Source organism: Streptomyces sp. NPDC006711 (assembly GCF_042869775.1).
Taxonomy (GTDB): Bacteria; Actinomycetota; Actinomycetes; order Streptomycetales; family Streptomycetaceae; genus Streptomyces.
On sequence record NZ_JBIAGO010000027.1, the window covers coordinates 48495 to 70680 of the forward strand.

Here is a 22186-nt window from a genome sequence, read left to right on the forward strand (position 1 = left end):
GCATCGAGACTACCGAACGGACCCAGCAAACCCCGTACACACCGTGAACGGTAACGATCCAATGTTTTGTGTTGACCCGGTTCACAACCCTCTGCTCTGATGTGCGACGGGCCGCCACACCCGCCAACCGCCGGCCCGCACCGCCACACCCCGTACCGCCTTGCCCTCAGGGGGAGTTCGCCACCATGCGCCGCCGCACCGTCCTCACCACCGCCACCCTGTTCGTCTGCGCCACCACGGCCCTGACGGCCTGTTCGGGATCGGGCTCCGGCTCCGCCGCCCCGGCGGCCACCAAAAGCTCCCCGGCGGCCACCGGATCCGCGCCGGCCACCCCGACCGCAACCGCCTCGCAGGCACCGTTCGCCGGCCGCAACGCGGGGCAGATATTCAACGACGCGGTGGAGCAGGACCTCACCTCCCCCACGTTGCGCCTCAAGGCCGACATCAACGACGCCAAGGACGGCCCCACCAAGGTGGACGTGGCCATGGACGCGAAAGGCGACTGCGCCGGTACCGTCCAGCCGAAGCAGGGCCCCATCTCCATGATCAAGGCCGGCAAGACCATCTATCTGCGGCCCGCGGGCGCCCGCGCGTGGGCGAAGGTTCCCACCTCGTCCCCCGACGGCAAGGGCATGGCTCAGGTCTGCGATCTGAAGGGCTATCTCGCCACCCCGGGCAGGGACACCGTCGACACCAAGGCCATGAAGGGCGCCACCACCACCGTGGACGGACAGCCCGCCATCACCCTCACCGACCAGGAGGGCAAAGAACACTTCACCGCCTACGTGGCGACCTCGGGCAAGCCCTACCTCCTGAAGCTGGTCACCGTGGGCGGCGACCAACCCGGAACTCTCGACTTCTCGGACTTCGGCCGGCCGGTCCACGCCGCCGCCCCGCCGAAGTCCCAGCTCGCCTCGGGCTGACGACACCCGCCCGGCTCCCGGCCGAAGCCCCGCTCACCCCGCCGGGAGCTTCTGATCGGGACACCCGTCCAGAACCGACTTCATCGCGGTCTTCTCCGCGTCGGTCAGCCACACGCCGTACTTCTTCTTGACGGCCACCTGGTCCGCCACATACGTACAGCGGTACGCCTTGTACGGCGGCAACCAGGTCGCCGCGTCGCCGTCGCTCTTGCGGCGGTTGGCGCTCGCGTCGACGGCGATCAGGTTGAGCGGGTCGTTGGCGAACGCGGCCCGCTTCTGCCTGTCCCACTGCTGCGCGCCCTTCTGCCAGGCGTCCGAGAGCGCGACCACGTGATCGATGTCGATCTTGCTGGCGCCGCGCGTGAACGTGATCGACTGCCCGGTGTAGGGGTCGTGGACGAGCGTGCCGGAGGACACGTCGCACTTGTCCTTGAGCTTCACGTCCTTGAGGTCCCGTTTCAGTATGTCCTCGCGGGTCTCGCAGCCGTTGTGGTCGGTGTCGGTCCAGCCCTTGCCGAACTGGTCGCGGCTGTAACCCGTCTTCGGCGCGCGCCCCTTGACGGGGAGCGAGTCGACCGCGCCGAGCGCGGAGCCGGCCGCGCCCCTGGGCCCGGGCGCCGGGCTCTTCTTCGCGCCGTCGCCCCCGCACCCGGTGAGGACGAGCGAGGCCGCGAGGGCCGTCGCGGACAGGGCCACGCGGGGCGAGTAACGCATGCGGGACATGCTGGGAACGCGGGGGAACCGGCGGGTTCGGTGAGTACGCATCAAGGCGGGCCGTCCTGGCAGCTGGTGGCGGAAGCTCGCAATCCTAGGTACTCCTACCCCCGGGTCCGCCGCCCCATGAGCCCGCGTCGGGGCGCGAAGAAGGGCGGGCGCCACCCGCGTGGCGCCGCCCGCTCCGTCTCGGGAGCCGAGGTCCCCGCCTCAGGACCCCAGGACCCCGCCCCGCCTCAGAACCCCGCCCGCCTCAGGAGCCCAGGATCGTGGTCAGGAACTCGCCCGTCCACGCCAGCAGTTCCCTGCCGACCACCGGCTTGCCGCCGATCTTCCCCGCCGTCGGACGCGGCACCAGGATCTGCCGGGTGGCCGCCTTCATGATCGTACGGGGGTGCAGGCGCTTGAGCCGCAGCTCCTGCGACTCCCGCAACTCCACCGGCGCGAAACGGATGTTGGGGCCCTGGAGCACGATCTCGCCGACGCCGCAGGCGCGGGCCAGCATGCGCAGGCCCGCGACCAGGAGCAGGTTCTCCACCGGCTCGGGCAGCTTGCCGTAGCGGTCGGTCAGCTCCTCGCGGACCGCCTTGATGTCGTCCTCGGAGTTGGCCGCCGCGATCGCCCGGTAGGCCTGGAGGCGCAGCCGCTCACCCGGCGCGTAGTCGTGCGGGACGTGCGCGTCGACCGGCAGCTCGATCTTGACCTCCAGCGGCGCCTCCTCCTGCTCGGCGCCCTCCATCTGCGCCCGGTAGTCGGCCACCGCCTCGCCCACCATGCGCACGTACAGGTCGAAGCCGACACCCGCGATGTGCCCGGACTGCTCGCCGCCGAGCAGATTGCCCGCGCCCCGGATCTCCAGGTCCTTCATCGCCACGTACATGCCCGCGCCCATCTCGGTGTGCTGGGCGATGGTGGCGAGGCGTTCGTGCGCGGTCTCGGTCAGCGGCTTCTCCGGCGGATACAGGAAGTAGGCGTAACCGCGGTCGCGGCCCCGGCCCACCCGGCCGCGCAGCTGGTGCAGCTGGGAGAGGCCGAAGTTGTCGCCGCGCTCCACGATGAGGGTGTTGGCGTTGGAGATGTCGATGCCGGACTCGACGATGGTCGTGGAGACCAGCACGTCGAACTTCTTCTCCCAGAAGTCGACCACCACCTGCTCCAATTGGCTCTCGCCCATCTGCCCGTGCGCGGTCCGGATGCGGGCCTCGGGCACGATCTCGCGCAGCCGCGACGCCGCGCGGTCGATGGACTCGACCCGGTTGTGGATGTAGAAGACCTGGCCCTCGCGCAGCAGCTCGCGCCGGATCGCGGCGCCGATCTGCTTCTCCTCGTACGGCCCCACGAAGGTGAGGACGGGGTGGCGCTCCTCGGGCGGGGTGGTGATCGTCGACATCTCGCGGATGCCGGTGACGGCCATCTCCAGCGTACGGGGAATGGGGGTGGCGGACATGGTCAGGACGTCCACGTTGGCGCGGAGCTTCTTCAGCTGCTCCTTGTGCTCGACGCCGAAGCGCTGCTCCTCGTCCACGATGACCAGGCCGAGGTCCTTGAACTTGGTCTCGGAGGAGAACAGCCGGTGCGTGCCGATGACCAGGTCGACCGAGCCGTCCTTGAGCCCTTCGAGCGTCGCCTTGGCCTCGGTGTCGGTCTGGAAGCGGCTCAACGCCCGTACGTTGACCGGGAATTGGGCATAGCGTTCGGTGAACGTACCGAAGTGCTGCTGGACCAGGAGTGTGGTCGGCACCAGGACCGCGACCTGCTTGCCGTCCTGTACGGCCTTGAACGCGGCGCGCACCGCGATCTCCGTCTTTCCGTAGCCGACGTCGCCACAGATCAGCCGGTCCATCGGGACCGTCTTCTCCATGTCCTCCTTGACCTCGGCGATGGTGGAGAGCTGGTCGGGGGTCTCCGCGTACGGGAAGGCGTCCTCCAGCTCGCGCTGCCAGGGGGTGTCCGCGCCGAAGGCGTGCCCGGGCGCGGCCATGCGCGCGCTGTACAGCCGGATGAGGTCGGCGGCGATCTCCTTGACGGCCTTCTTGGCGCGCGCCTTGGTCTTGGTCCAGTCGGCGCCGCCGAGCCGGTGCAGCGTCGGGGCCTCGCCGCCGACGTACTTGGTGACCTGTTCCAGCTGGTCGGTGGGGATGTAGAGGCGATCGCCCGGCTGACCGCGCTTGGCGGGCGCGTACTCCACGAGCAGGTACTCGCGGGTCGCGTTCTGCACCGTGCGCTGCACCATCTCGATGTAGCGGCCCACGCCGTGCTGCTCGTGCACGATGTAGTCGCCCACCTCCAGGGTGAGCGGGTCGATGGTCTTGCGGCGCCTGGCCGGCATCCGGCCCAGGTCCTTGGTCGCGGAGCGCTGGCCGGTCAGGTCGGTCTCGGTCAGGACGGCGAGCTTGAGGGCGGGGTCGATGAACCCGAAGTCGATGGCGCCGCACGTCACCTGGACGACCGAGGGCGTCAGCTCGGCGAGTTCCGCGTCCAGGCGGGCCGCGATGCCCTCGCCGCCCAGGACCTCCACGGTGCGCGACGCCGGGCCGTGGCCGGCCGTCACGTACACCGTGCGCCAGCCGTCGGCCAGCCACTGCTTGGTGTCGGCGAGCGCCCGCTGGGTGTCGCCCCGGTACGTCTCGGGGGCGTGCATGCCCAGCTTGAGGGTGCCCTCGTCCAGCTCCGCGTCATCGGCGGCGAACGGGGAGACGGACCACCACATCATGCCGAGCTCACGGGCCCGCTCCCGTACGTCCGCGATGCCCCACAGGGACGCGGCGTCCACGTCGATGGGCGCCTGGCCCCCGCCGGCGCTGGCCGCCCAGGACGCCTGAAGGAACTCCTGGCTGGTCGCGACCAGGTCGCTCGCGCGGGTACGCACCCGCTCCGGGTCGCACACCACGGCCATCGCGCCCCTGGGCAGCACGTCGATGAGCAGTTCCATCTCGTCGACGAGGACCGGAGCCAGGGACTCCATGCCCTCCACCGCGATCCCCTCGGCGATCTTCCCCAGCAGTTCGCCCAGCTCGGGGTGGCGCTCGGCCAGGGCGGCGGCGCGGGTGCGCACGTCGTCGGTGAGCAGCAGCTCGCGGCACGGCGGCGCCCACAGGCCGTGCTCGGCGACTTCCAGCGAGCGCTGGTCGGCGACCTTGAAGTAGCGGATCTCCTCGACGTCGTCGCCCCAGAACTCCACGCGAAGGGGGTGCTCCTCGGTGGGCGGGAACACGTCGAGGATCCCGCCCCTGACCGCGAACTCCCCTCGTTTCTCGACGAGTTCGACCCGGGCGTACGCGGCGGCCGCCAGGCCCTCGACGATCTCGCCCAGGTCGGCGCTCTGCCCGGTGCGCAGGGCGACGGGGACCAGGTCCCCCAGCCCCTTGACCTGCGGCTGGAGTACGGAGCGGATGGGCGCGACGACGACCGAGACCGGGCCGGCCGCCGGGTCGTCCTTGCTCGGGTGGGCCAGGCGGCGCAGCACGGCCAGGCGCCGGCCCACGGTGTCGCTGCGCGGCGAGAGGCGTTCGTGCGGCAGCGTCTCCCAGGACGGGTACTCGACGACCTCGTCGGGCGCCAGCATCGCGCGCAGCGCCGCCGCCAGGTCCTCGGCCTCGCGGCCGGTGGCGGTCACGGCGAGCACCGTGCGGCCCGCGTCGCGCGCGAGGGAGGCGACGGCGAAGGGGCGGGCGGCGGGTGGGCCGACCAGGTCGACGTGCGGGCGGTGTCCGTCGGTGGCGGCCTTCACCGCTTCGGCGAGCGCGGGGTCTCGTACAACGGCGTCCAGCAGACCGTGCAGGCTCATGAAGGGCATCCATCCCGGGGAGTGGGCAACGCGAACCGCCCGACACGTCGTACGGGCCGGGGTCCGTCCAGCGTACGACGCCCCGTCCCCCCATGCGCCCCGACCGCCCCCGGCCCCCCACCCGAAGGTGTTCGCGCAGTTCCCCGCGCCCCTGGCGGGGTCCGTGCTGGCCAGCATGGGCATAGTCAGCCCGTCCGGCGTTTGAGGACGAGCGCCTTCAGCGCGAACGGGGTCTGGGGCGGAGCCCCAGGGATCCCGGCCGCGGACCGTGCGTGGCTGGGCGCGCAGTTCCCCGCGCCCCTGGCAGGGGCGGTGCTGGCCCACCCCGCATACCTCAGCCCGTCCGGCGATTGAGGACGAGCGCCCTTCAGGCGCGATGCGGGGTCTGGGGCGGAGCCCCAGGGACCCCGGCTGCGGACCGTGCGTGGCCGGGCGCGCAGTTCCCCGCGCCCCTGGCGGGGTCCGTGCTGGCCCGCATGGGCATAGTCAGCCCGTCCGGCGTTTGAGGACGAGCGCCCTTCAGACGCGATGCGGGGTCTGGGGCGGAGCCCCAGGTGATTTTGCCCCCGGCGGAGGGGGGCCGGTGGCGTGGGGGAAAGTTGGGGTGGGGTGTCAACCGGGAAGGGGGTTCCAGGCGTATACCCCGTGAGACCTATCCAGCCACGGGAGCCGCATTGACCGACGAGGAGTTCGAGGAGTTCTACGCGCACACCGTGAAACCCCTGGTAGGCCAGCTGTACCTGATGACGGGCGACCTCCAGGAGGCCCAGGACGTGGTCCAGGAGGCCTTCGTCAGGGCCTGGTCGCGCCGAGCGGCCCTGGACAAGGACGCCACCCCGGACGCATGGGTGCGCACCACGGCCTGGCACCTGGCGATAAGCCGCTGGCGCCGCGCCCGCAGGGCAACCGACGCCTGGCGCCGCCACAACCGCGCCCACACCGTCCCCGCCCCCGGACCCGACCCCGGCACCGTCGCCCTCGTACACGCCCTGCGCGCCCTCTCCGACCGCCAGCGCCGCGCAGCCGTACTGCATTACGTCTGCGATCTGAGCGTGGAGCGGATCGCGCGGGAGACCGGCGTCTCGGCCGGGACCGTCAAGACCCACCTGTCGCGCGCCCGGGCCGCCCTCGCGCCCCGACTCCTGGAGGAGGAACACGGTGTCTGACGCCCACCGGGACGAGGAGTCCCTGGCCCGCGCCCTGAAGCGGGCCGCAGACGCGGGCGCCCGGCACACGGTGCCCGCGCCCGCCGCGTGGGTCGCCCAGCGCGGCCTGCGCCGGCGCAGGCGCAACCTCGCCGCGCTGGCCGCCTGCGCGGTGTGCCTGCTCGCGGGCTCCGGCGCCACCCTCGCCGCCCGGCTCCAGGAGAGCGCCCCCGCGCCGCCCGCGAGCACCCCGGCCGGCGTCCCGCCCGTGACCCGTCCCGGCTCCCCCGCGCCCCCCACGGACCAGGGCTCACCCTCACCGGACACCGGCCCCCAGGGCTCCGGCTCGGCGTCCCCCGCGCGGGACACGCCCTCCGCGTCCCCCGTACCGGGCCGAGGGACGCCCTCCGCCACCCCCTCGGCGTCCCCGCCGCCCCGCACCCACCCCGCCCTGTCCCACCGCACGGACCGATACGCCTCTGGCTCCGTCACCTCCGCCACCGTCCGCTGACCCAAGGAGCCCCACGTGTCCGGAGTCCTCCTCAAGCTGCCCGGCGCCAGGACCGCCCCCGGGCCGTCCCGCGCGCCCGGCGAACAGCGGCCACCGGAAAACCCCTGGCGGCGAATACTCCCGCGGCGGGCAGCCGACCCTTATCTGCTCGCCGCCGCCCTGTTCGCCGCGTACGCCACCCTCTCGGTGGAGCGCTACCGGCGCATGGAGACCCGCTCCTGGGACCTCGGGATCTTCGAGCAGGTCGTCCGCGCCTACGCCCACCTCCAGGCGCCGATCGCCGACCTGAAGGGCCCGGGCACCAACATCCTCGGTGATCACTTCAGCCCGGTGACCGCCCTGCTCGCCCCCTTCTACCGGCTCTTTCCCACCCCCGTCACCCTGCTCGTCGCCCAGGCCGCCCTGTTCGCGCTGGCCGCCGTCCCGGTGACCCGCGCCTCGGCCCGGCTGCTCGGGCGCGGCCCGGGGCTGGCGGTCGGGGTCGCGTACGGGCTGTCCTGGGGGATCCAGCGCGCCGCCGACTTCGACTTCCACGAGATCTGCTTCGCCGTCCCGCTGATCGCCTTCAGCCTGGAGGCGGTGCTGCGCGCCCGGTGGCGGGCGGCCCTGCTGTACGCGCTGCCCCTGGTCCTGGTGAAGGAGGACCTAGGCCTGACCACCGCCGCGCTCGCCGTCGTCGTGGCCGTCCGGGCCCGGCGCGTCTCGCCGGTGGCCATGCGGTGGGCGCTGGCCGTGGCCGCGTTCGGCGCGGTGGCCGCTCTGGTCACCCTCACCGCCGTCATCCCCGCCTTCAACACCACCGGCGGCTACGACTACTGGAGCAAGGTGGGCGGCAAGGACGCGGCGGGACCGTGGACGGCCTGGCACCTCAAGCTGCGCACCCTGACCTGGATCCTGCTCCCCACCACCGGTCTGCTCGCCCTGCGCTCCCCGCTGCTGCTGGCCGCCCTGCCCACCCTGGCCTGGCGCTTCTTGTCCTCCGACGACCACTACTGGTCCACGGACTGGCACTACAGCGCCGTCCTCATGCCCATCGTCATGCTCGCCCTCGCCGACGCCGTGGCCACCGCGCGCCACAGCCCCCACGCGTGGCTGCGCGCGTACGCGCCGAGGCTGCCGCTGTGCGCGGCCGTCGCCGCCCTCGCGCTCACCCCCTCGATGCCGCTCGCCGCCCTCACCGAACCGGCGACGTACCGCAAGAGCCCCCAAGTGAGCGCCGCCGAGGCCCTGTTCGCGCGGATCCCGGACGGGGCGACGGTGGAGGCGGACATCGACCCGATCGCCCGGCTCACCTCGCGCTGCCGGGTCTTCTGGGTGGGCGGCGCGCGTCCGGTGACACCGTCCTACATCGCGATCAACAACACCGGCGGCTGGGCGGGCGACCCCGTCGAGTACGCCGCGGCCCTGCACCCCGGCGCCCGCTACACGGTCGCCGGGGTGGCAGGGGGTTACGTGGTGCTGCGCCTCCAGGGGTGAGGCCGGTACGCGCCTTGAAGGGTGAGGCCGGTACGGACCCCCGTCCCGTACCGGCCTCACCCCCGTGTGCCGGCTAGTCCGTCGCGATCGCGTTCAGGACGTTCATCCGGCCGGCCCTGAACGCCGGTACCAGCGCGGCGAACAGACCCACGAACGCCGAGGCCACGAACACGGTGAGGATGGTCGGCCAGGGGATCTCCAGGACGCCCATGCCCTCCAGGGCGAGCAGCTTCTGCGCCGTGGTGCCCCAGCCCATGCCGAGCCCGAGGCCGAGCACCGCGCCGAACAGGGCGATCACCACCGACTCCAGGCGGATCATCCGGCGCAGCTGGCGGCGCGACAGACCGATCGCGCGCATCAGGCCGATCTCCCTGGTCCGCTCGACCACCGAAAGGGCCAGGGTGTTCACGACACCGAGCACCGCCACGATGATGGCGAGCGCGAGCAGCCCGTACACGATGTTCAGGAGCTGGCCGATCTGGTCCTTCAGGTCCTGCTTGAAGTCGGCCTGGTTCTGCACCTTGTACTGCGGATAGGCCTTCAGCGACTCCTTCAGGGCGGCGTAGGCGTCCTTGGCCTTGCCGTCCTTCGCCTTGGCGAACATCAGCGCGTCCTTGGGCATCGCGTCGGCCGGCACGTACCGCGCGGCGGTCGTGATGCTCGTGTACATCACGCCCTTGTCGACGCTGGTGTCGTCCGAGGTGATCGCCGCGACCTTCAGCTTCGCGGTCCTGCCGCCCTTGAAGGCGACGGTCATCTCGTCGCCGACCTTGACGCCGTGCGCCGTGGCGTAGGCGTCGCCGACCGACATGGCGTCCGGGCCGTACGCCGCCTCCAGGTCGCCCGCGACGGTCGTACGCCGCAGGTCCTGCGGGTAGGTCGAGTCGGCGGCGGTGACCTGGGTGTTCTCGGACGAGCCGTTCGGCGCGGTGAGCTTGGCGGCCACCGGCCGGTAGTGGGTGACGTGCTCGATGCCCGGGGTCTTCTCCAGCGCCTCGGCGGCCTGCGGCACGATGGGCTGCCCGGAGCCGGAGGACACGATGAAGTCCGCGCCGACCGACTTGTCGAGCTCGTCGGTGGCCGATGCGACCATCGATGAGCCCACCACCGACAGACAGGCCACCAGGGCAAGACCGATCATCAGGGCCGCGCCCGTCGCTCCCGTACGCCGGGGGTTGCGCAGCGCGTTGCGCTCCGCCATCCGGCCCACCGGACCGAACATCCGCAGCACCAGCGCGCTGATCACCCGCACCACGCCGCCCGCGAGCAGCGGGCCGATCACGACGAAGCCGATCAGGGTGAGGACGACGCCGAGCCCGAGCAGGGCCGAACCCGACGACGCCTTGGCGGCGTTGGCCGAGGCGAGCAGGGCGGCCACGCCCGCGCCCGTCAGGACCAGACCGATGACGGCGCGGATCGCGCCGGCCCTGCCGTCGGCGGGGGTGCCGGCGTCCCGCAGGGCGGCCATCGGCGAGATCTTCCCGGCCCGCCGGGCCGGCACATACGCGGCGACCACGGTCACCACGACCCCCAGGACAAGGCCGATCACGGGCGTCGTCCACTTGACCGTGAGGTCACCGGTGGACAGCTCCATCCCCAGGGAGCCCATCAGCTTCATCAGACCGACGGCCAGACCCACGCCCGCCGCCACACCGAGGACCGAACCGAACACGCCGAGCAGGAAGGCCTCGACGAGCACCGAGCGGTTGACCTGCTTGCGGCTCGACCCGATGGCGCGCATCAGGCCGATCTCCCGGGTGCGCTGGGCGACCAGCATCGAGAACGTGTTGATGATCAGGAAGATGCCGACGAGGAGGGCGATACCGGCGAAGCCGAGCATCGCGTACTTCATCACGTCCAGGAACGAGCCGACGCTGGAACGGTTGGCGTCGGCGGCTTCCTTCGCCGTCTGGAGCTTGTACGTGTCCGAACCGAGCGCGGCCGCCACCTCCTGCTTGAGGCGCGTGTCGCTCACCCCGCTCGCGGCGGTCACGTTGATCTGGGTGAACTTCCCCGTGTCGCCCAGCAGTTCGCGCTGCGCGGTGGCGGTGTCGAAGTAGACGATGGCCGCGCCGGGGTTGGTCACCTTGAAGGTGGCGATACCGGTGATCTTCGCGGTGAAGTCGCCGGTGACGGCGATGGTGCGCAGCTCGTCACCGATCTTCAGGTGGTGCTTGTCGGCGGTGTCGGCGTCGATCATCATCTCCGTCGGCCCGCGCGGGGCACGGCCGGAGGAGATCTCCATCGCCTTGAGGTCGTTGTCGGTCCAGTTGCCGGCGATGGTGGGGGCACCGGTGCTGGCGCCCATGTTCTCGTTCTTGCCGTTGACGACGGTGACGCTGGCGCTGCTCACCCCGCCCTCGGCCTTGCCCACGCCGGGCGCCTTGGCGATCCGCTCGACCAGGGAGGCGGGCAGCGTGTCGGGCTTGCCGGTCCGCGCGCCGCCGTTCTGGTCGTCGTCGGCGGACTTGGGGCTGACCGTGACGTCGGACCCGGTCGCCGCGAACAGCTTGTCGAAGGTGGTGTTCATGGTGTCGGTGAAGACGAGCGTGCCGCACACGAACGCCACCGACAGCAGGACCGCGACGGCCGAGAGCGCCATCCGTCCCTTGTGCGCGAGGAAGTTGCGCATCGAGGTCTTGAGCACGGTCATGACGTACGCCCCCGCGCGTCGAAGTCCTTCATGCGGTCCAGGACCGCCTCGGCCGTCGGGCGCAGCATCTCGTCGACGATGCGGCCGTCGGCCAGGTAGAGCACGCGGTCGGCGTAGGAGGCGGCCACCGGGTCGTGAGTGACCATCACGATGGTCTGGCCCAGCTCGTCGACGGACTGGCGCAGGAAGCCGAGCACTTCGGCGCCGGCCCGCGAGTCCAGGTTTCCGGTCGGCTCGTCACCGAAGATGATCTCCGGCCGGGCCGCCAGCGCCCGCGCCACGGCGACCCGCTGCTGCTGACCGCCGGAGAGCTGGGTCGGGCGGTGCTTGAGCCGCCCGGCCAGGCCCACCGTCTCCACCACGCGCTCCAGCCACTGGGCGTCGGGCTTGCGGCCGGCGATGTCCATCGGCAGCGTGATGTTCTCCAGCGCGTTCAGCGTCGGCAGCAGGTTGAACGCCTGGAAGATGAACCCGATGCGGTCGCGGCGCAGCTGCGTGAGCTTCTTGTCCTTGAGGCCGGTGATCTCGGTCTCGTCCAGATAGATCTGGCCACCCGTCACCGTGTCCAGGCCCGCAAGGCAGTGCATCAGCGTGGACTTGCCGGAACCCGACGGGCCCATGATCGCGGTGAACCGGCCCCGGGCTATGTCGACATCGACGTGGTCGAGCGCCACGACCCGGGTCTCCCCCGATCCGTACGCCTTCACGACCTGGCGCGCCCGAGCCGCGACCGTCGCACGCCCTCCGGTGTCCCCGTGCCTGGGAATGGTCACAGCGGTTGTCACGGTAATTCTCCTAGGTCAATTTCAGCCAGTCGCCGACGTACGCCTTGAGTGTCCGCCAGGGGTGCGCTTCCCGCCCTGGTGCCCGGCGCAGTCTTCACGGTGGGGTTTTCCCCACCCCCGTGACCCCGCGTCACGACGTAAGTCCAAGGTAAGGAGGGGGTGGGGGGCGGGGCGTCCTCCGCCGGGACGAACGCCCCCCGCCCCGAAGTAGGGCCCACCCCCTAGGGGTCTCCACCCCTGGACCCACCCCACAGGGAGGAGACCCCCCTGTCTCCCGCACCTACGGCCTCGCCTCCGGCGCGGAGTGGAGGGCTACGTTCCGGTCGCGCCCGGCACGGATGAAAACGCCGAATTCCGGCCGCGCCCGGCCCACGGCTGATCGCGCAGTTCCGCGCCCCTGGCGGGGTCGGTGCTGGCCCACACCGGCAACCTCAGCCTGCGGCCCAGGGACCCTGGCTGCCGACCGTGCGTGGCTGGGCGCGCAGTTCCCCGCGCCCCTGACTACTCGGCGCTGGCCCGCACCGGCAACTTCAGCCTGTCCGGCGATTGAGGACGAGGCCGTTCAGGCCGAACGGGGTCTGGGGCGGAGCCCCAGGGAGCTCGGCTGCGGGCCGTGGTCGCTCCTCGCGCAGTTCCCCGCGCCCCTGGCGGGGTTCGTGCTGGCCCACGCAGGCACCCTCAGCCTGTCCGGCGTTTGAGGACGAGCGCCTTCAGCGCGAACGGGGTCTGGGGCGGAGCCCCACGTCAGGGGCGCTGGTGACCCGTCAGCGTGGACAGCACGGTTCGGATGTGGTCCATGTGCGCCCGCAAACGCTCACGCGCCGCGTCATCGTCGCGTACCACCCGATCCGTATCCGCCACGACCCGCTCCTCGTCGGCCCGCGCCCGCGCCAGCAGGCCCGCCGCCCGCGCCCCCGCCGCCTCCTCGGCGCCACGCGCACCCTCCTCCGCCTCCGCGAACCCGCGCCGCGCCTCGGCCAGCGCCGCCTCGGCCGCACGCGTCAGACCGGCGAGGCGCGCGTCCAACTCGCCCTCGCGCAGCGCCCGTTCGCGCTCGTCCGCCTCCCGCGCCCCGGCCTGCTCCCGGTCCAGGTCCGCCAGCCGCGCCGCGCAACGCCGACGCGTCGAGGCCAGCCCGTCCGCCGCCTCCTCGCGGAGCGCATCCGCCTCGGCGCGCGCCGCGCCCCGCAGTTCGTCCGCCTCCGTACGGGCCGCGAGCAGCCTGCGCTCCACCCACTCCTCCGCGTCCGCGAGCACCGCCTCGCTGTGCGCCCGCGCCGCGTCCTTGACCGCGCGGCCCGCCTCCTCGGCAGCCCGCCCCCGCTCCGCCGCCGCCTCCCGCGCCGAGGCCCGCACCGCGTCCGCCTCCTCCACGGACAGCGCGAACAGCGCCCGCGCGCGCCCGCCCAGCGTCTCGTACGTCTGCGGCGCGAGCCCGGCCACCCGCGCACGCAGCCGCGCGACGTCCTCCTCGAGCCCCGCCGCGAGGGCGACGAGCCGGGCCTCCTCCTCCCGGGCCGCCCGCCCCTCCCGCGCGAGCCGGGCCACGGCGGAGTCGACCTGCTCGGGACGGTAGCCCCGGCCCCTGCCGGTCCCGAACGGCCGCGCCGACGGTGGCACCGATGCTGCGCTCATCCCTCAAGCCCTCTCTGCCGCGCCCAGTGAAACCGGAGTGAAGTGCCCATGTGACGACACGTGTGCACATCGCCCGTTCAAGGATGCGCTAATCCAGGACAGAAGTCGGCAGCGGGAGGCATCAGAGGCTTCGGAGGCTTCGGAGGCAGAACCGCCGAGGCGCCCACCGCGACCCGCACGGTGAGCGCCACGGCACGACGAGGACCGCGCCTAGAGCAGCCCGTCCCACATCTGCTCAAGCAGCACCGACCACCAGCTCTCCGGCGACGCGAGCGCCGCCGGGTCGAGCGCCGCCAGCTGCGCCTGGAAGTCGACCGTCCAGCGGCCCGCCTGCTCCGGGTTGAGCCCGAACCGCAGCCGCCACATCCGGCCGAGCAGCGCGAGGGAGCGTACGAACTCCGGCAGCCCCGAGTTCACGAACTGCGGCGGCACCGACTGGGCGTGCCCACCCGCCGAAGGCCCCGCCTCCACCGGCACGGCCACGATGTTCGCGGTCCCGTACTGGACACAGATCGCCCGCCCGAAGTCGGAGCCCATCACGAGGTACGAGCCCGCGTCGGCGGCCGGCTGCACCCCGCGCTGCTGCGCGAGTTCCGCCAGCGTGGGCACCGGCTGTCCGGGCGCGGCCTGCGCCCAGAAGAACGGCCCGAAGTCCACCGGAAGCCCCGCCCACACGAGCGTGACCGCCACGACCTCCGGCACGCCCTGGCGCGAGACCGCGCGCTGGTCGAAGCGGAACACGCCCTGCGGCCCGAACGCGCCGGCCAGCTCGTGCGCCACGCCCTCCGGCGGCAGCGGCGGCACCGGCTGCACTGCCGGGATCGGCGCCCGCACCGGCTGCGGCCTCGCCGGGCCGTCCGCGACCTGCGCCAACTCGCCCTGGTGCGTGAGCAGATGCCGCACACCCTGACGGCGCGAGCCGTGGTCCTTTCCGTACGGGGCGACATGCGTGATCCGTACCTGCGGCCACTGCTCACGGATCATCCGCGCGCAGTAGCCGCCCGGCAGCTCGCACGACTCCAGCTCCGTGTGCAGCTCCAGCACGTGGTCGGCGGGCACGTTCATCGCCCGCAGCTCATGGAAGATCTGCCACTCCGGATGCGGAATGCCCGGCGCCGAACGCCGGATGAGCTGCTGCTCGGACCCGTCGGGCGCGCGGTAGCGCAGCACCGCCTGGTAGCCGGGGCCCACCGTCGGCAGCCCTGCCGGAGGCTGCTGGGGATAGCCGTACGCGGGCGGGGGCTGCGGCACGGCGCCACCCGGCGGCATGCCGGGCGGCCCGGGCGGCTGCGGCACGGCGCCACCGGGACCCATCTGCGCGGGCCCCGCCAGCATCGTCGCCGCGTGGTGCACCCCACCGGGGGCCGTACCGGGACCAGCGGGCGGCGCACCGGGGCCGGCGGGCCCGCCGGGGGCGCCGGGCGGACCGGGCGGCATCGGAGCGCCGGGCGCACCGGGCGCACCGGGCGGGCCCGGCGGCACTGGCGGGCCCGGGCGGACCTGACCGCCCTGGCTCGGGTCGGCGAACATCGTCGCGGCCTGATGCACGGCGCCGGGCGGCACCCCGGGCGTACCGGGCGGCATGGGCGCACCGGGAGCGCCAGGAGGACCGGGCGGCGCCGGCGCACCCTGGGCCTGCGGAACACCCGGGGCGCCGGGCGGCATGGGCGCACCAGGGGCACGCGGAGGCATAGGCGTCCCCGGGGCGCCGGGAGCACCGGGCGGGCCCGGCGGCACCGGCGGGCCCAGGCGGACCTGGCCGCCCTGGCTCGGGTCGGCGAACATCGTCGCGGCCTGATGCACATCGCCCCGCGCGGGCGGTGGCGTCGGCGCGCCGGGCGGCTGGGGCCCGTCGGGACCGAGCTGCGACACCAGCTGCGTGGGCAGGTAGCCACCGGAGGACGCACCCGGAGGCGGCGTCGCCCCCGCGGGCACCGCACCCGGCGGCGGAGTGGAGCCCGGCACCGGACCGGCCGTCGGCACGCCTGGACGGGCGCCCGGGGTCCCCGGCGCGCCCGGCGGCGGCGGTGTCACCGAACCCGTCCCCCGCGCGGCCCGCGCACCCGGCGGCGGACCGGATGCCTTACTGGTCGCGGCGTCCGCGATGTCCTCCGCGCCCGAGGACGCGTGACCTGACGCGGCGTCAGGCGCGCCGTGGGAGACTGGCCCCCCGGGCGTGCGACCGCCAGGCGCCGACGCACCCGCCGCCCACACGTCCGGCCCGGACCCACCCGGCGTCGGCGCACCCGGCGCCTGCGCACCCGGCATGCCCGCGTCCGGCACCGGCGCACCCGGCGCACCCGGCACCCGCGCCTCCGGCGCCGACGCGCCCTGCGGGTCGTACGCGGGCGCGAGCGCCGTCGGGGGAAGCCGGCTGCCCCCCGGCATCAGCGCCGTCTTCGCCTCGGGCATCACCTTCGGCGGCGTCTCCTCGTCGTCCGAACCCGAAAGCGCGGGCGCGAACACCGTCGCGGGCAGCGGCACCGAGCCGTCGTCCGACCCCGCGTTGGTGTCCGTGCCCGCCCAGGGCGTACCCCCGTCCGCGTCCTGGTCCCGCCCGGCACCCCCGGCGGCCGGCCACGCCGGCGCCACGGGCTCGGCGGGGCTCACGGATCCGGCGGCCCCCACGGGTTCGGCGGAAGCCGGTGACCCCGTACGCGAACCACCACCACCGCCGCCGCCAGCACCAGCACCAGCACCAGCCCCGACGCCACCGTCAACGCCGGAGGCACGCGCACTCGCACTCTCACCCCGCCGGTCGGGAATCCCCATCCGGTCCGCCGCGTCCTGCAACCACTCGGGCGGACTCAGCAGGAACGACGTCTGGTTCAGGTCGATCCGGGCCGGCGGCTCGGGCGACGCGGCCGGCGCGGCCTCGGGCACCCCGTACTCCTCCTCGTACCGTCGGATCACCTCACCCACCGGCAACGCGGGCCACAACGACGCGTCGCCGCTGTCCCGCGCGATCACCAGACGCTGCGCGCCACCGTCGACCGCGGGACCGTTCTCGCGGTCCTCGGCCCACACCACGAAACCCAGCTCGAACTCCCGCACCCGCACCTCACGGTGCTGATACGCGGGCACATCGCCATTGATCCACTCTTCCGCGCGCTCCTGCGCCTGAGCGAAAGTCACCATCGGCCGGCTCACTCCCCTACCGAGGTCGTCTCGACGACGCGCACGAAGCCGCCGTCCACCATCAGGTTCGCCACGGTCTCCAGCTCCGGGGGATTGCCCGCGAGCCGGGCGAGGAACGCGTCGAAATCGTCACCGCAGGGCAGCAGCAGCCGCTCCACCCGCTCGTGCACGCTCAGGCCGTCCTGGTCACGCGCGTCGTCGTACGGGCAGAACCACACCGAACCGACCCCGGAACCGCGCACCTTCACCGCCAGGATCCCGCCCTGCGCGAACGCCACGCCCAGATAGTCCTTGGTCAGGTGGTCCCGCAGACACTTGTTGACGTACACCAGGTCATTGACCGCCGCCTCCTCACGGACCGTGAAGAACGGCTGGTCCACCAGGAGGCCCAGCTCCGCGTCGAGCGCCGCGCCCACCGGGGCACAGCCGCCAGCCGCCTTCAGGAACGACCGGTAGGCACCCGGCAGCCGGTACCCCAAGTCCTCCTCGACGCCGAGGAGTTGGGACTCCGACACCGCCACCGAACCCTTCGGCAGACCGAAGTGCGCCGGCCGCGTCTCCTGCAACGGACGCGTACCGCGCTTGTCGTGCTCGACCCGCGCCGTCGCCAGACCGCCGTAGTGCCGCAACAGCGCCTTCACTTCGACCGGAACCAGTTCGAGACGGCGGCCGCCCGCCACGTGGTGCCACGTCCAGCCGTGCGGGGTCGCCACCGCCGGCACCGTGTCCCACAGCTCGTGGCCCGCCGCGGCGAGCGCCGCGTTCGCCGACACGTAGTCGGTCAGCCGGAGCTCGTCCACCCCGAACCCCTCGGGCGGCTCGGCGATCTCCACCGCCACCCTGGCGTACGGGGAGAACACCGGGAAACCGTTCTCGTCCATCCGCACCCCCCGGGGATGCCGGGCGGCCCGTACCGGGTCCGGGAAGTGCACGACCTGCCCGGCGTAGGCCGCGTTCGGTGGCGCGGCGTGCTGCCCGAGCCGACCTGTCGTCATGGCGGTTGCCCCCTGCTGCGTGCTCCTGCGTCTGGCTGGTGGGGACCAGAGTATGCGGTACGGCAAGAGCGGCCACCGGCCCCGCGATCCGGTCACCAACCGTCACGCCCATATCACCCTGCGCCCGTCATACGTGGCTTATCGCGCCCCAGCTTCCGTACCAGCACTCACATTTGGCAGGCTGTCCCCGCAGACTCGGGGGCGCTGACACGTGCGGCTGAAGCCGTCGCCAGTGGGAGGAACACCAGCACCATGCACACCGCACCAGGCGAAACATCCACGACACCGGCCATGAGCGGGGGGCCGGGCGGACCACACCCGGCACCGGGCGGACCGCACCACGCACCGGGCGACGCACGCCTTACGCCCGGCGACACACGCCACGCACCGGGCGACGCACGTCTCGCGGGCGACCCGCGTCTCACGCCCGGCGACGCACGTCTCGCAGCGGGCGACGCGCGCCTGACGCCGGGCGACGCACACCTGACGCCGGGACACCCGCGTCTCACGCCAGGCGACGCACGCCTCACGCCAGGCGACGCACGCCTCACGCCAGGCGATGCACGCGTCACACCAGGCGATGCACGTCTCACGCCAGGCGACGCACACCTCACGCCGGGCGACGCGCACCTCGCGCTTGGCGACCCGCGTCTCACCTGGAGCGCCACGGCCACCACCGCCGCGCCCTTACTCAGACACCGCCGCGACGGCATCCTCCCCGCCATCGCAGCCGCGCTGTCCGTCCGCGGCGAAACCCTCACCTGCACCGCCGGCAAGGGCGAACAGCCGCCGGTCCTGCACACCCTCGTCCAGGACTACCTCGACACCCTCACCAGCGCCCAGCGCGAACGCTTCACCGGCCGCTGCCCCGAAGCCATCCTGCTCTCCCGGCACCTGACCGCCGTCGAGTCGGGACGCTCCAAACGCGCCCAGCGCAAACCCCTCACCCACGGCGAGGCCCGCCGCGCGCTCAAGCACGCCAAACTCACCGCCCGCCGCATACGCGAGGACGGCGACCCGCTGCACGGCAGTTACGCCCCGCCCTGCCGCTCCTGCACCGCGCTGCTCGCCCATTTCGGCGTGCGCAGCGTGGAGCCGTAAACAACACCGCACAGCCCGCACCGCAATACCCCACACTCCCTCCCGCCCACCGCACGGAAAGGCCGCGGCCGATGCCGGACATCTCCACCACCCGCTTCCCCGTCCCCGTCGACGCCGCCCTGCGCACCGCCGGCTGGCAGCCCGGCCGCTGGGACATCCGCCAGGCCGAGGCGTGGGCCGACGTCCTGCGCGGTCACACCTCGCCCGCCGGACACCGTCACACCGTCTTTCCGGCCGCCGTGGAGGCGTGGGCGGAGTTCGGGGGGCTGCGCCTCACCGCGCCGGGTCCCGGCCGCCGCAACGCGCCCGCCGCCCTGCGCTTCGACCCCCTGGCGGGACTCCACCTCGCCCGCACGCTGGCGGACCTGGGGCGGGCGCTGGACACGGATATCGCGCCGCTGGGGGAGGAGGGGGATCAGCAGGCCGTGCTCGCGATCGATGCGGTGGGGCGGGTGTACGCGCTCGATCACACCGGGGACTGGTATGTGGGGGCCGATATCGACGCGGCCCTCAACACCCTCCTCACCGGCACCCAGCCCACCCGCCTCACCCCGGCGTGACCCGGTCCCCCGGCCGGCCGGTGCTGGGGTGTCGCGCAGTTCCCCGCGCCCCTGACGGGATCGGTGCTGGCCCGCACGCACATCCTCAGCCCGCCCGCCCCCTCGCAGGGTCGGGGGCGGCGCACGCCCCGGGGTTAACGGGGCGCGGTCGGGAGGATGGCTGAGACGCGGAAGCCACCCTCATCCGTCACGCCCGACACAAACACCCCACCCAACCCCAAGACCCGCTCCCGCATCCCCACCAGCCCATTCCCCCCACTCGGCAACCCCGCATCCGCCGTGACCCCGTCCCCCGGCCCGTTCTCCACCTGCATCGCCACCTCGTCCACCCGGTACCCGAGCCTCACCCTCACCTTCGCGCCCGCCGCGTGCTTGTGCACATTGGTCAACGCCTCCTGCACCACCCGGTACGCCGTCTGCTCCACCAGCGCGTCACACCCCCGCGCCTCCCCCTGCACCATCAGCTCCACCACCATCCCGGCCTCCCGGGACTGCTCCACCAACGCCTCGATGTCCGCCAGACACGGCCCCTCCTCCGCCGCGGCGGCCGCCGCGGCCGCCGCCGCCCCCACCGCCGCCAACGGCACCGACTCCACCCGCGCCGCCGCCCTCGGCTCATCCACCGCCCGCAGCACCCCCAGCATCTGACGCAACTCCGTCAACGCCTGACGCCCCATGTCCCCCACCAGCGCCGCGTTCTTCACCGCCTTCTCCGGATCCTTGCGCGCCACCGCCTGCAACGCCGCCGCGTGCACCACCATCAACGACACCCGGTGCGCCACCACGTCATGCATCTCCCGGGCGATCCGCGTCCGCTCCTCCGTACGCGCCCACTCCGCCCGCTCCTCCGCCCGGTCCGCAAGCAGCGACAACTCCCGCTCCAGCGAATCCGCCCGCTCCCGCAGCGACTCCATCAACCGCCGCCGCGCCCCTATATAGAGCCCGTACAACAACGGCGGACCCGATATCCCGAGCGACATCACCACCGACATCACCGGCACGTACCAGAGCCCCGGGTCGTAATCGCCCCCCGCCACGCTGTGATGCATCCGCACGAACGTCACGATGAACGTCCCCACCACCGACATCCCCGCCAGCGCCGCCGTGATCCGGCGCGGCACCTCCGACGCGGCCAGCGTGTACAGACCCACCACGCTCAGCAGAAAACCCATGCTCGCCGGGGTCACCGCGATCGACACCAGCACCACCGCGATCGGCCACCGCCGACGCAGCGTCAGCGACGCCCCCGCCACCAGACCGAGCACCACCCCCGCCGGCACCGGCAGCCCCGCGTCCCCCGCGAACCCCACCCCCTCCAACGCGCACTCCAGCCCGGAGAAGACCCCGAGCGAGACGTCCAGCACCGCGCTGCGCCTGCGCTCCCACCACCACCAGCCACGGGAGGTCAACCCCGTGGCTTCCTGGTACGCCCCCGTTACGGTCATGGCTCCCAGCCTACGGGCGCCCGCGAACGGTTTTCCTGCCGCTTTCGCTCACCCCGGACAGCACGAAATCACCTCGAACACGCCAGGAATCCGCCTCCATCCCACGATGTAGCGAATCGACCGATTCTTCGACCGGACGTCCGCGTTCCGGACGAGCGTGTCCGTATGACATCGACCACACCCGGCAAATACGCCGACTTCGAAGGCCTGCGCCGCCGGGCGATCGCCCTGCGCCGCGAAGGACTCAGCCTGCGCCAGATCCGCGACCGGCTCCACGTCGACAACAACGACCTCCTCCACCGCCTGGTGAAAGGCGAACCTCCGCCGGAGTGGACCAAGCGCCCGAACGCCAAGGACGACCTGCGCGACCGGGCCAGAGAGCTCCGCGCGCAGGGCATGACATACGACCAGATCCAGGTCGAGCTGGGCTGCTCGAAGAGTTCGATATCGCTCTGGGTGCGCGACCTTCCCAAACCGGGGCCCCGCTATACGGAAGCCGAGCGGCGCGCCCTCATGAACGAGGGCCTTGCCCGGCTCCGCGCCGGCCAGGACGACGAGCGGCGCGCGACAAAGGCCGCCGCGAGCGACCAGGTCGGAAGGCTCTCGGACAGGGAGCTCCTTCTCGTCGGCGTCGGCCTGTACTGGGCCGAGGGGGCCAAGGACAAGACCTACCGCCGCAGCGAGCGCCTGCACTTCATCAACAGCGACCCCGACATGATCAGGGTGTACCTGCGCTGGCTGGAGCTCCTGGGCGTCCCGCGGGAGCGGATGCACTTCCGGGTCAGCATCCACGAGTCGGCGGATGTCGCCGGGGCCGAGCAGTTCTGGGCCGATCTGGCCGGAGTCGACCCGGCCACTTTCCAGCGGGCCACACTCAAGAAGCACAATCCGCGCACTACGCGAAAGAACGTGGCTGAGGGCTACAGAGGCTGCCTGGTGGTCTACGTAACCAAAAGCGCTGACCTCTACCGTCGCATGGAGGGCACTTGGTACGGCATAGTGTTGGGTGCCGATCCGGCGACCTGACCCAATGTCCGGTTTAGTCGGGTTTCATCCCCCATGGTGTAATCAGGCAGCACTACGGTTTTTGGTACCGTCTGTTCAGGTTCAAATCCTGATGGGGGAGCCCAGACACGGGTCCTGACCGCACTGGTCAGGACCCGCCGCGGTGGCCCCCCCCCCCCCCCCCCCCACCCCCCCCCCCCCCCCCCCCCCCCCCCCCCCGCCGCCCCCCCCCCCCCCCCCCCCCCCCCCCCCCCCCAAACCCCCCCCCCCCCCCCCCCCCCCCCCCCCCCCCCCCCCCCCCCCCCCCCCCCCC

At 72.9% G+C, this 22186-nt stretch carries 15 protein-coding genes; 7 read left to right on the top strand and 8 right to left on the bottom strand.

The window, feature by feature from the left end:
* Nucleotides 1-185: 185 nt before the first annotated feature.
* The gene (locus tag ACFYM2_RS32680; protein ID WP_388841186.1) at nt 186-923 is read left to right on the top strand and encodes a hypothetical protein; all 738 of its coding nucleotides are present in this window, start codon (nt 186-188) and stop codon (nt 921-923) included.
* Nucleotides 924-956: 33 nt separating this feature from the next.
* On the opposite strand, the gene ACFYM2_RS32685 is transcribed toward ACFYM2_RS32680, so the two are convergent.
* Nucleotides 957-1637: an HNH endonuclease family protein gene (locus ACFYM2_RS32685; RefSeq protein ID WP_388841189.1), complete on the bottom strand. Its 681-nt coding sequence runs from the start codon at nt 1635-1637 to the stop codon at nt 957-959.
* A gap of 253 nt (nt 1638-1890) precedes the next feature.
* Nucleotides 1891-5424 carry a transcription-repair coupling factor gene (gene mfd, locus ACFYM2_RS32690; protein ID WP_388460807.1) on the bottom strand — a complete coding sequence of 1178 codons (3534 nt, stop codon included), beginning with the start codon at nt 5422-5424 and terminating at the stop codon, nt 1891-1893.
* A 674-nt stretch (nt 5425-6098) separates the two neighbouring features.
* Between mfd and ACFYM2_RS32695 the strand changes: the two genes are divergently transcribed.
* From ACFYM2_RS32695 to ACFYM2_RS32705, 3 genes are read left to right on the top strand one after another with little or no spacing between them, the layout of a single operon-like run.
* The gene (locus tag ACFYM2_RS32695; RefSeq protein ID WP_388841192.1) at nt 6099-6590 is read left to right on the top strand and encodes a SigE family RNA polymerase sigma factor; all 492 of its coding nucleotides are present in this window, start codon (nt 6099-6101) and stop codon (nt 6588-6590) included.
* Complete coding sequence (locus ACFYM2_RS32700) at nt 6583-7080, top strand: hypothetical protein (RefSeq protein ID WP_388841195.1); 498 nt, start codon at nt 6583-6585, stop codon at nt 7078-7080. Before ACFYM2_RS32695 ends, ACFYM2_RS32700 begins: the two co-directional genes overlap by 8 nt.
* A gap of 15 nt (nt 7081-7095) precedes the next feature.
* Nucleotides 7096-8556 (top strand): DUF2079 domain-containing protein, encoded by a 1461-nt coding sequence (locus ACFYM2_RS32705; RefSeq protein WP_388841198.1) that lies wholly within the window; start codon nt 7096-7098, stop codon nt 8554-8556.
* 73 nt (nt 8557-8629) lie between these two features.
* On the opposite strand, the gene ACFYM2_RS32710 is transcribed toward ACFYM2_RS32705, so the two are convergent.
* The 5 genes from ACFYM2_RS32710 to ACFYM2_RS32730 form a co-directional block, all read right to left on the bottom strand.
* Nucleotides 8630-11209 carry an ABC transporter permease gene (locus ACFYM2_RS32710; RefSeq protein WP_388841202.1) on the bottom strand — a complete coding sequence of 860 codons (2580 nt, stop codon included), beginning with the start codon at nt 11207-11209 and terminating at the stop codon, nt 8630-8632.
* A complete protein-coding gene (locus ACFYM2_RS32715; protein ID WP_359007357.1) occupies nt 11206-11994 on the bottom strand; it encodes an ABC transporter ATP-binding protein in 789 nt (262 codons plus the stop codon). Before ACFYM2_RS32715 ends, ACFYM2_RS32710 begins: the two co-directional genes overlap by 4 nt.
* 744 nt (nt 11995-12738) lie before the next feature.
* A complete protein-coding gene (locus ACFYM2_RS32720; protein ID WP_388841205.1) occupies nt 12739-13629 on the bottom strand; it encodes a cellulose-binding protein in 891 nt (296 codons plus the stop codon).
* 210 nt (nt 13630-13839) lie between these two features.
* Nucleotides 13840-16767: an SUKH-4 family immunity protein gene (locus tag ACFYM2_RS32725; protein ID WP_388841208.1), complete on the bottom strand. Its 2928-nt coding sequence runs from the start codon at nt 16765-16767 to the stop codon at nt 13840-13842.
* Between the two features lie 8 nt (nt 16768-16775).
* Nucleotides 16776-17762 (bottom strand): SMI1/KNR4 family protein, encoded by a 987-nt coding sequence (locus ACFYM2_RS32730; RefSeq protein WP_359009044.1) that lies wholly within the window; start codon nt 17760-17762, stop codon nt 16776-16778.
* A gap of 483 nt (nt 17763-18245) precedes the next feature.
* On the opposite strand from ACFYM2_RS32730, the gene ACFYM2_RS32735 reads away from it, so the two are divergent.
* Nucleotides 18246-18863: a YwqJ-related putative deaminase gene (locus ACFYM2_RS32735; RefSeq protein WP_388841221.1), complete on the top strand. Its 618-nt coding sequence runs from the start codon at nt 18246-18248 to the stop codon at nt 18861-18863.
* Nucleotides 18864-18934: 71 nt separating this feature from the next.
* Nucleotides 18935-19423 (top strand): SUKH-3 domain-containing protein, encoded by a 489-nt coding sequence (locus tag ACFYM2_RS32740; RefSeq protein WP_350230810.1) that lies wholly within the window; start codon nt 18935-18937, stop codon nt 19421-19423.
* 134 nt (nt 19424-19557) lie between these two features.
* On the opposite strand, the gene ACFYM2_RS32745 is transcribed toward ACFYM2_RS32740, so the two are convergent.
* A complete protein-coding gene (locus tag ACFYM2_RS32745) occupies nt 19558-20868 on the bottom strand; it encodes a histidine kinase (protein WP_359008438.1) in 1311 nt (436 codons plus the stop codon).
* Between the two features lie 165 nt (nt 20869-21033).
* On the opposite strand from ACFYM2_RS32745, the gene ACFYM2_RS32750 reads away from it, so the two are divergent.
* The gene (locus tag ACFYM2_RS32750; RefSeq protein ID WP_388841212.1) at nt 21034-21894 is read left to right on the top strand and encodes a hypothetical protein; all 861 of its coding nucleotides are present in this window, start codon (nt 21034-21036) and stop codon (nt 21892-21894) included.
* The last annotated feature ends 292 nt before the right edge of the window (nt 21895-22186 follow it).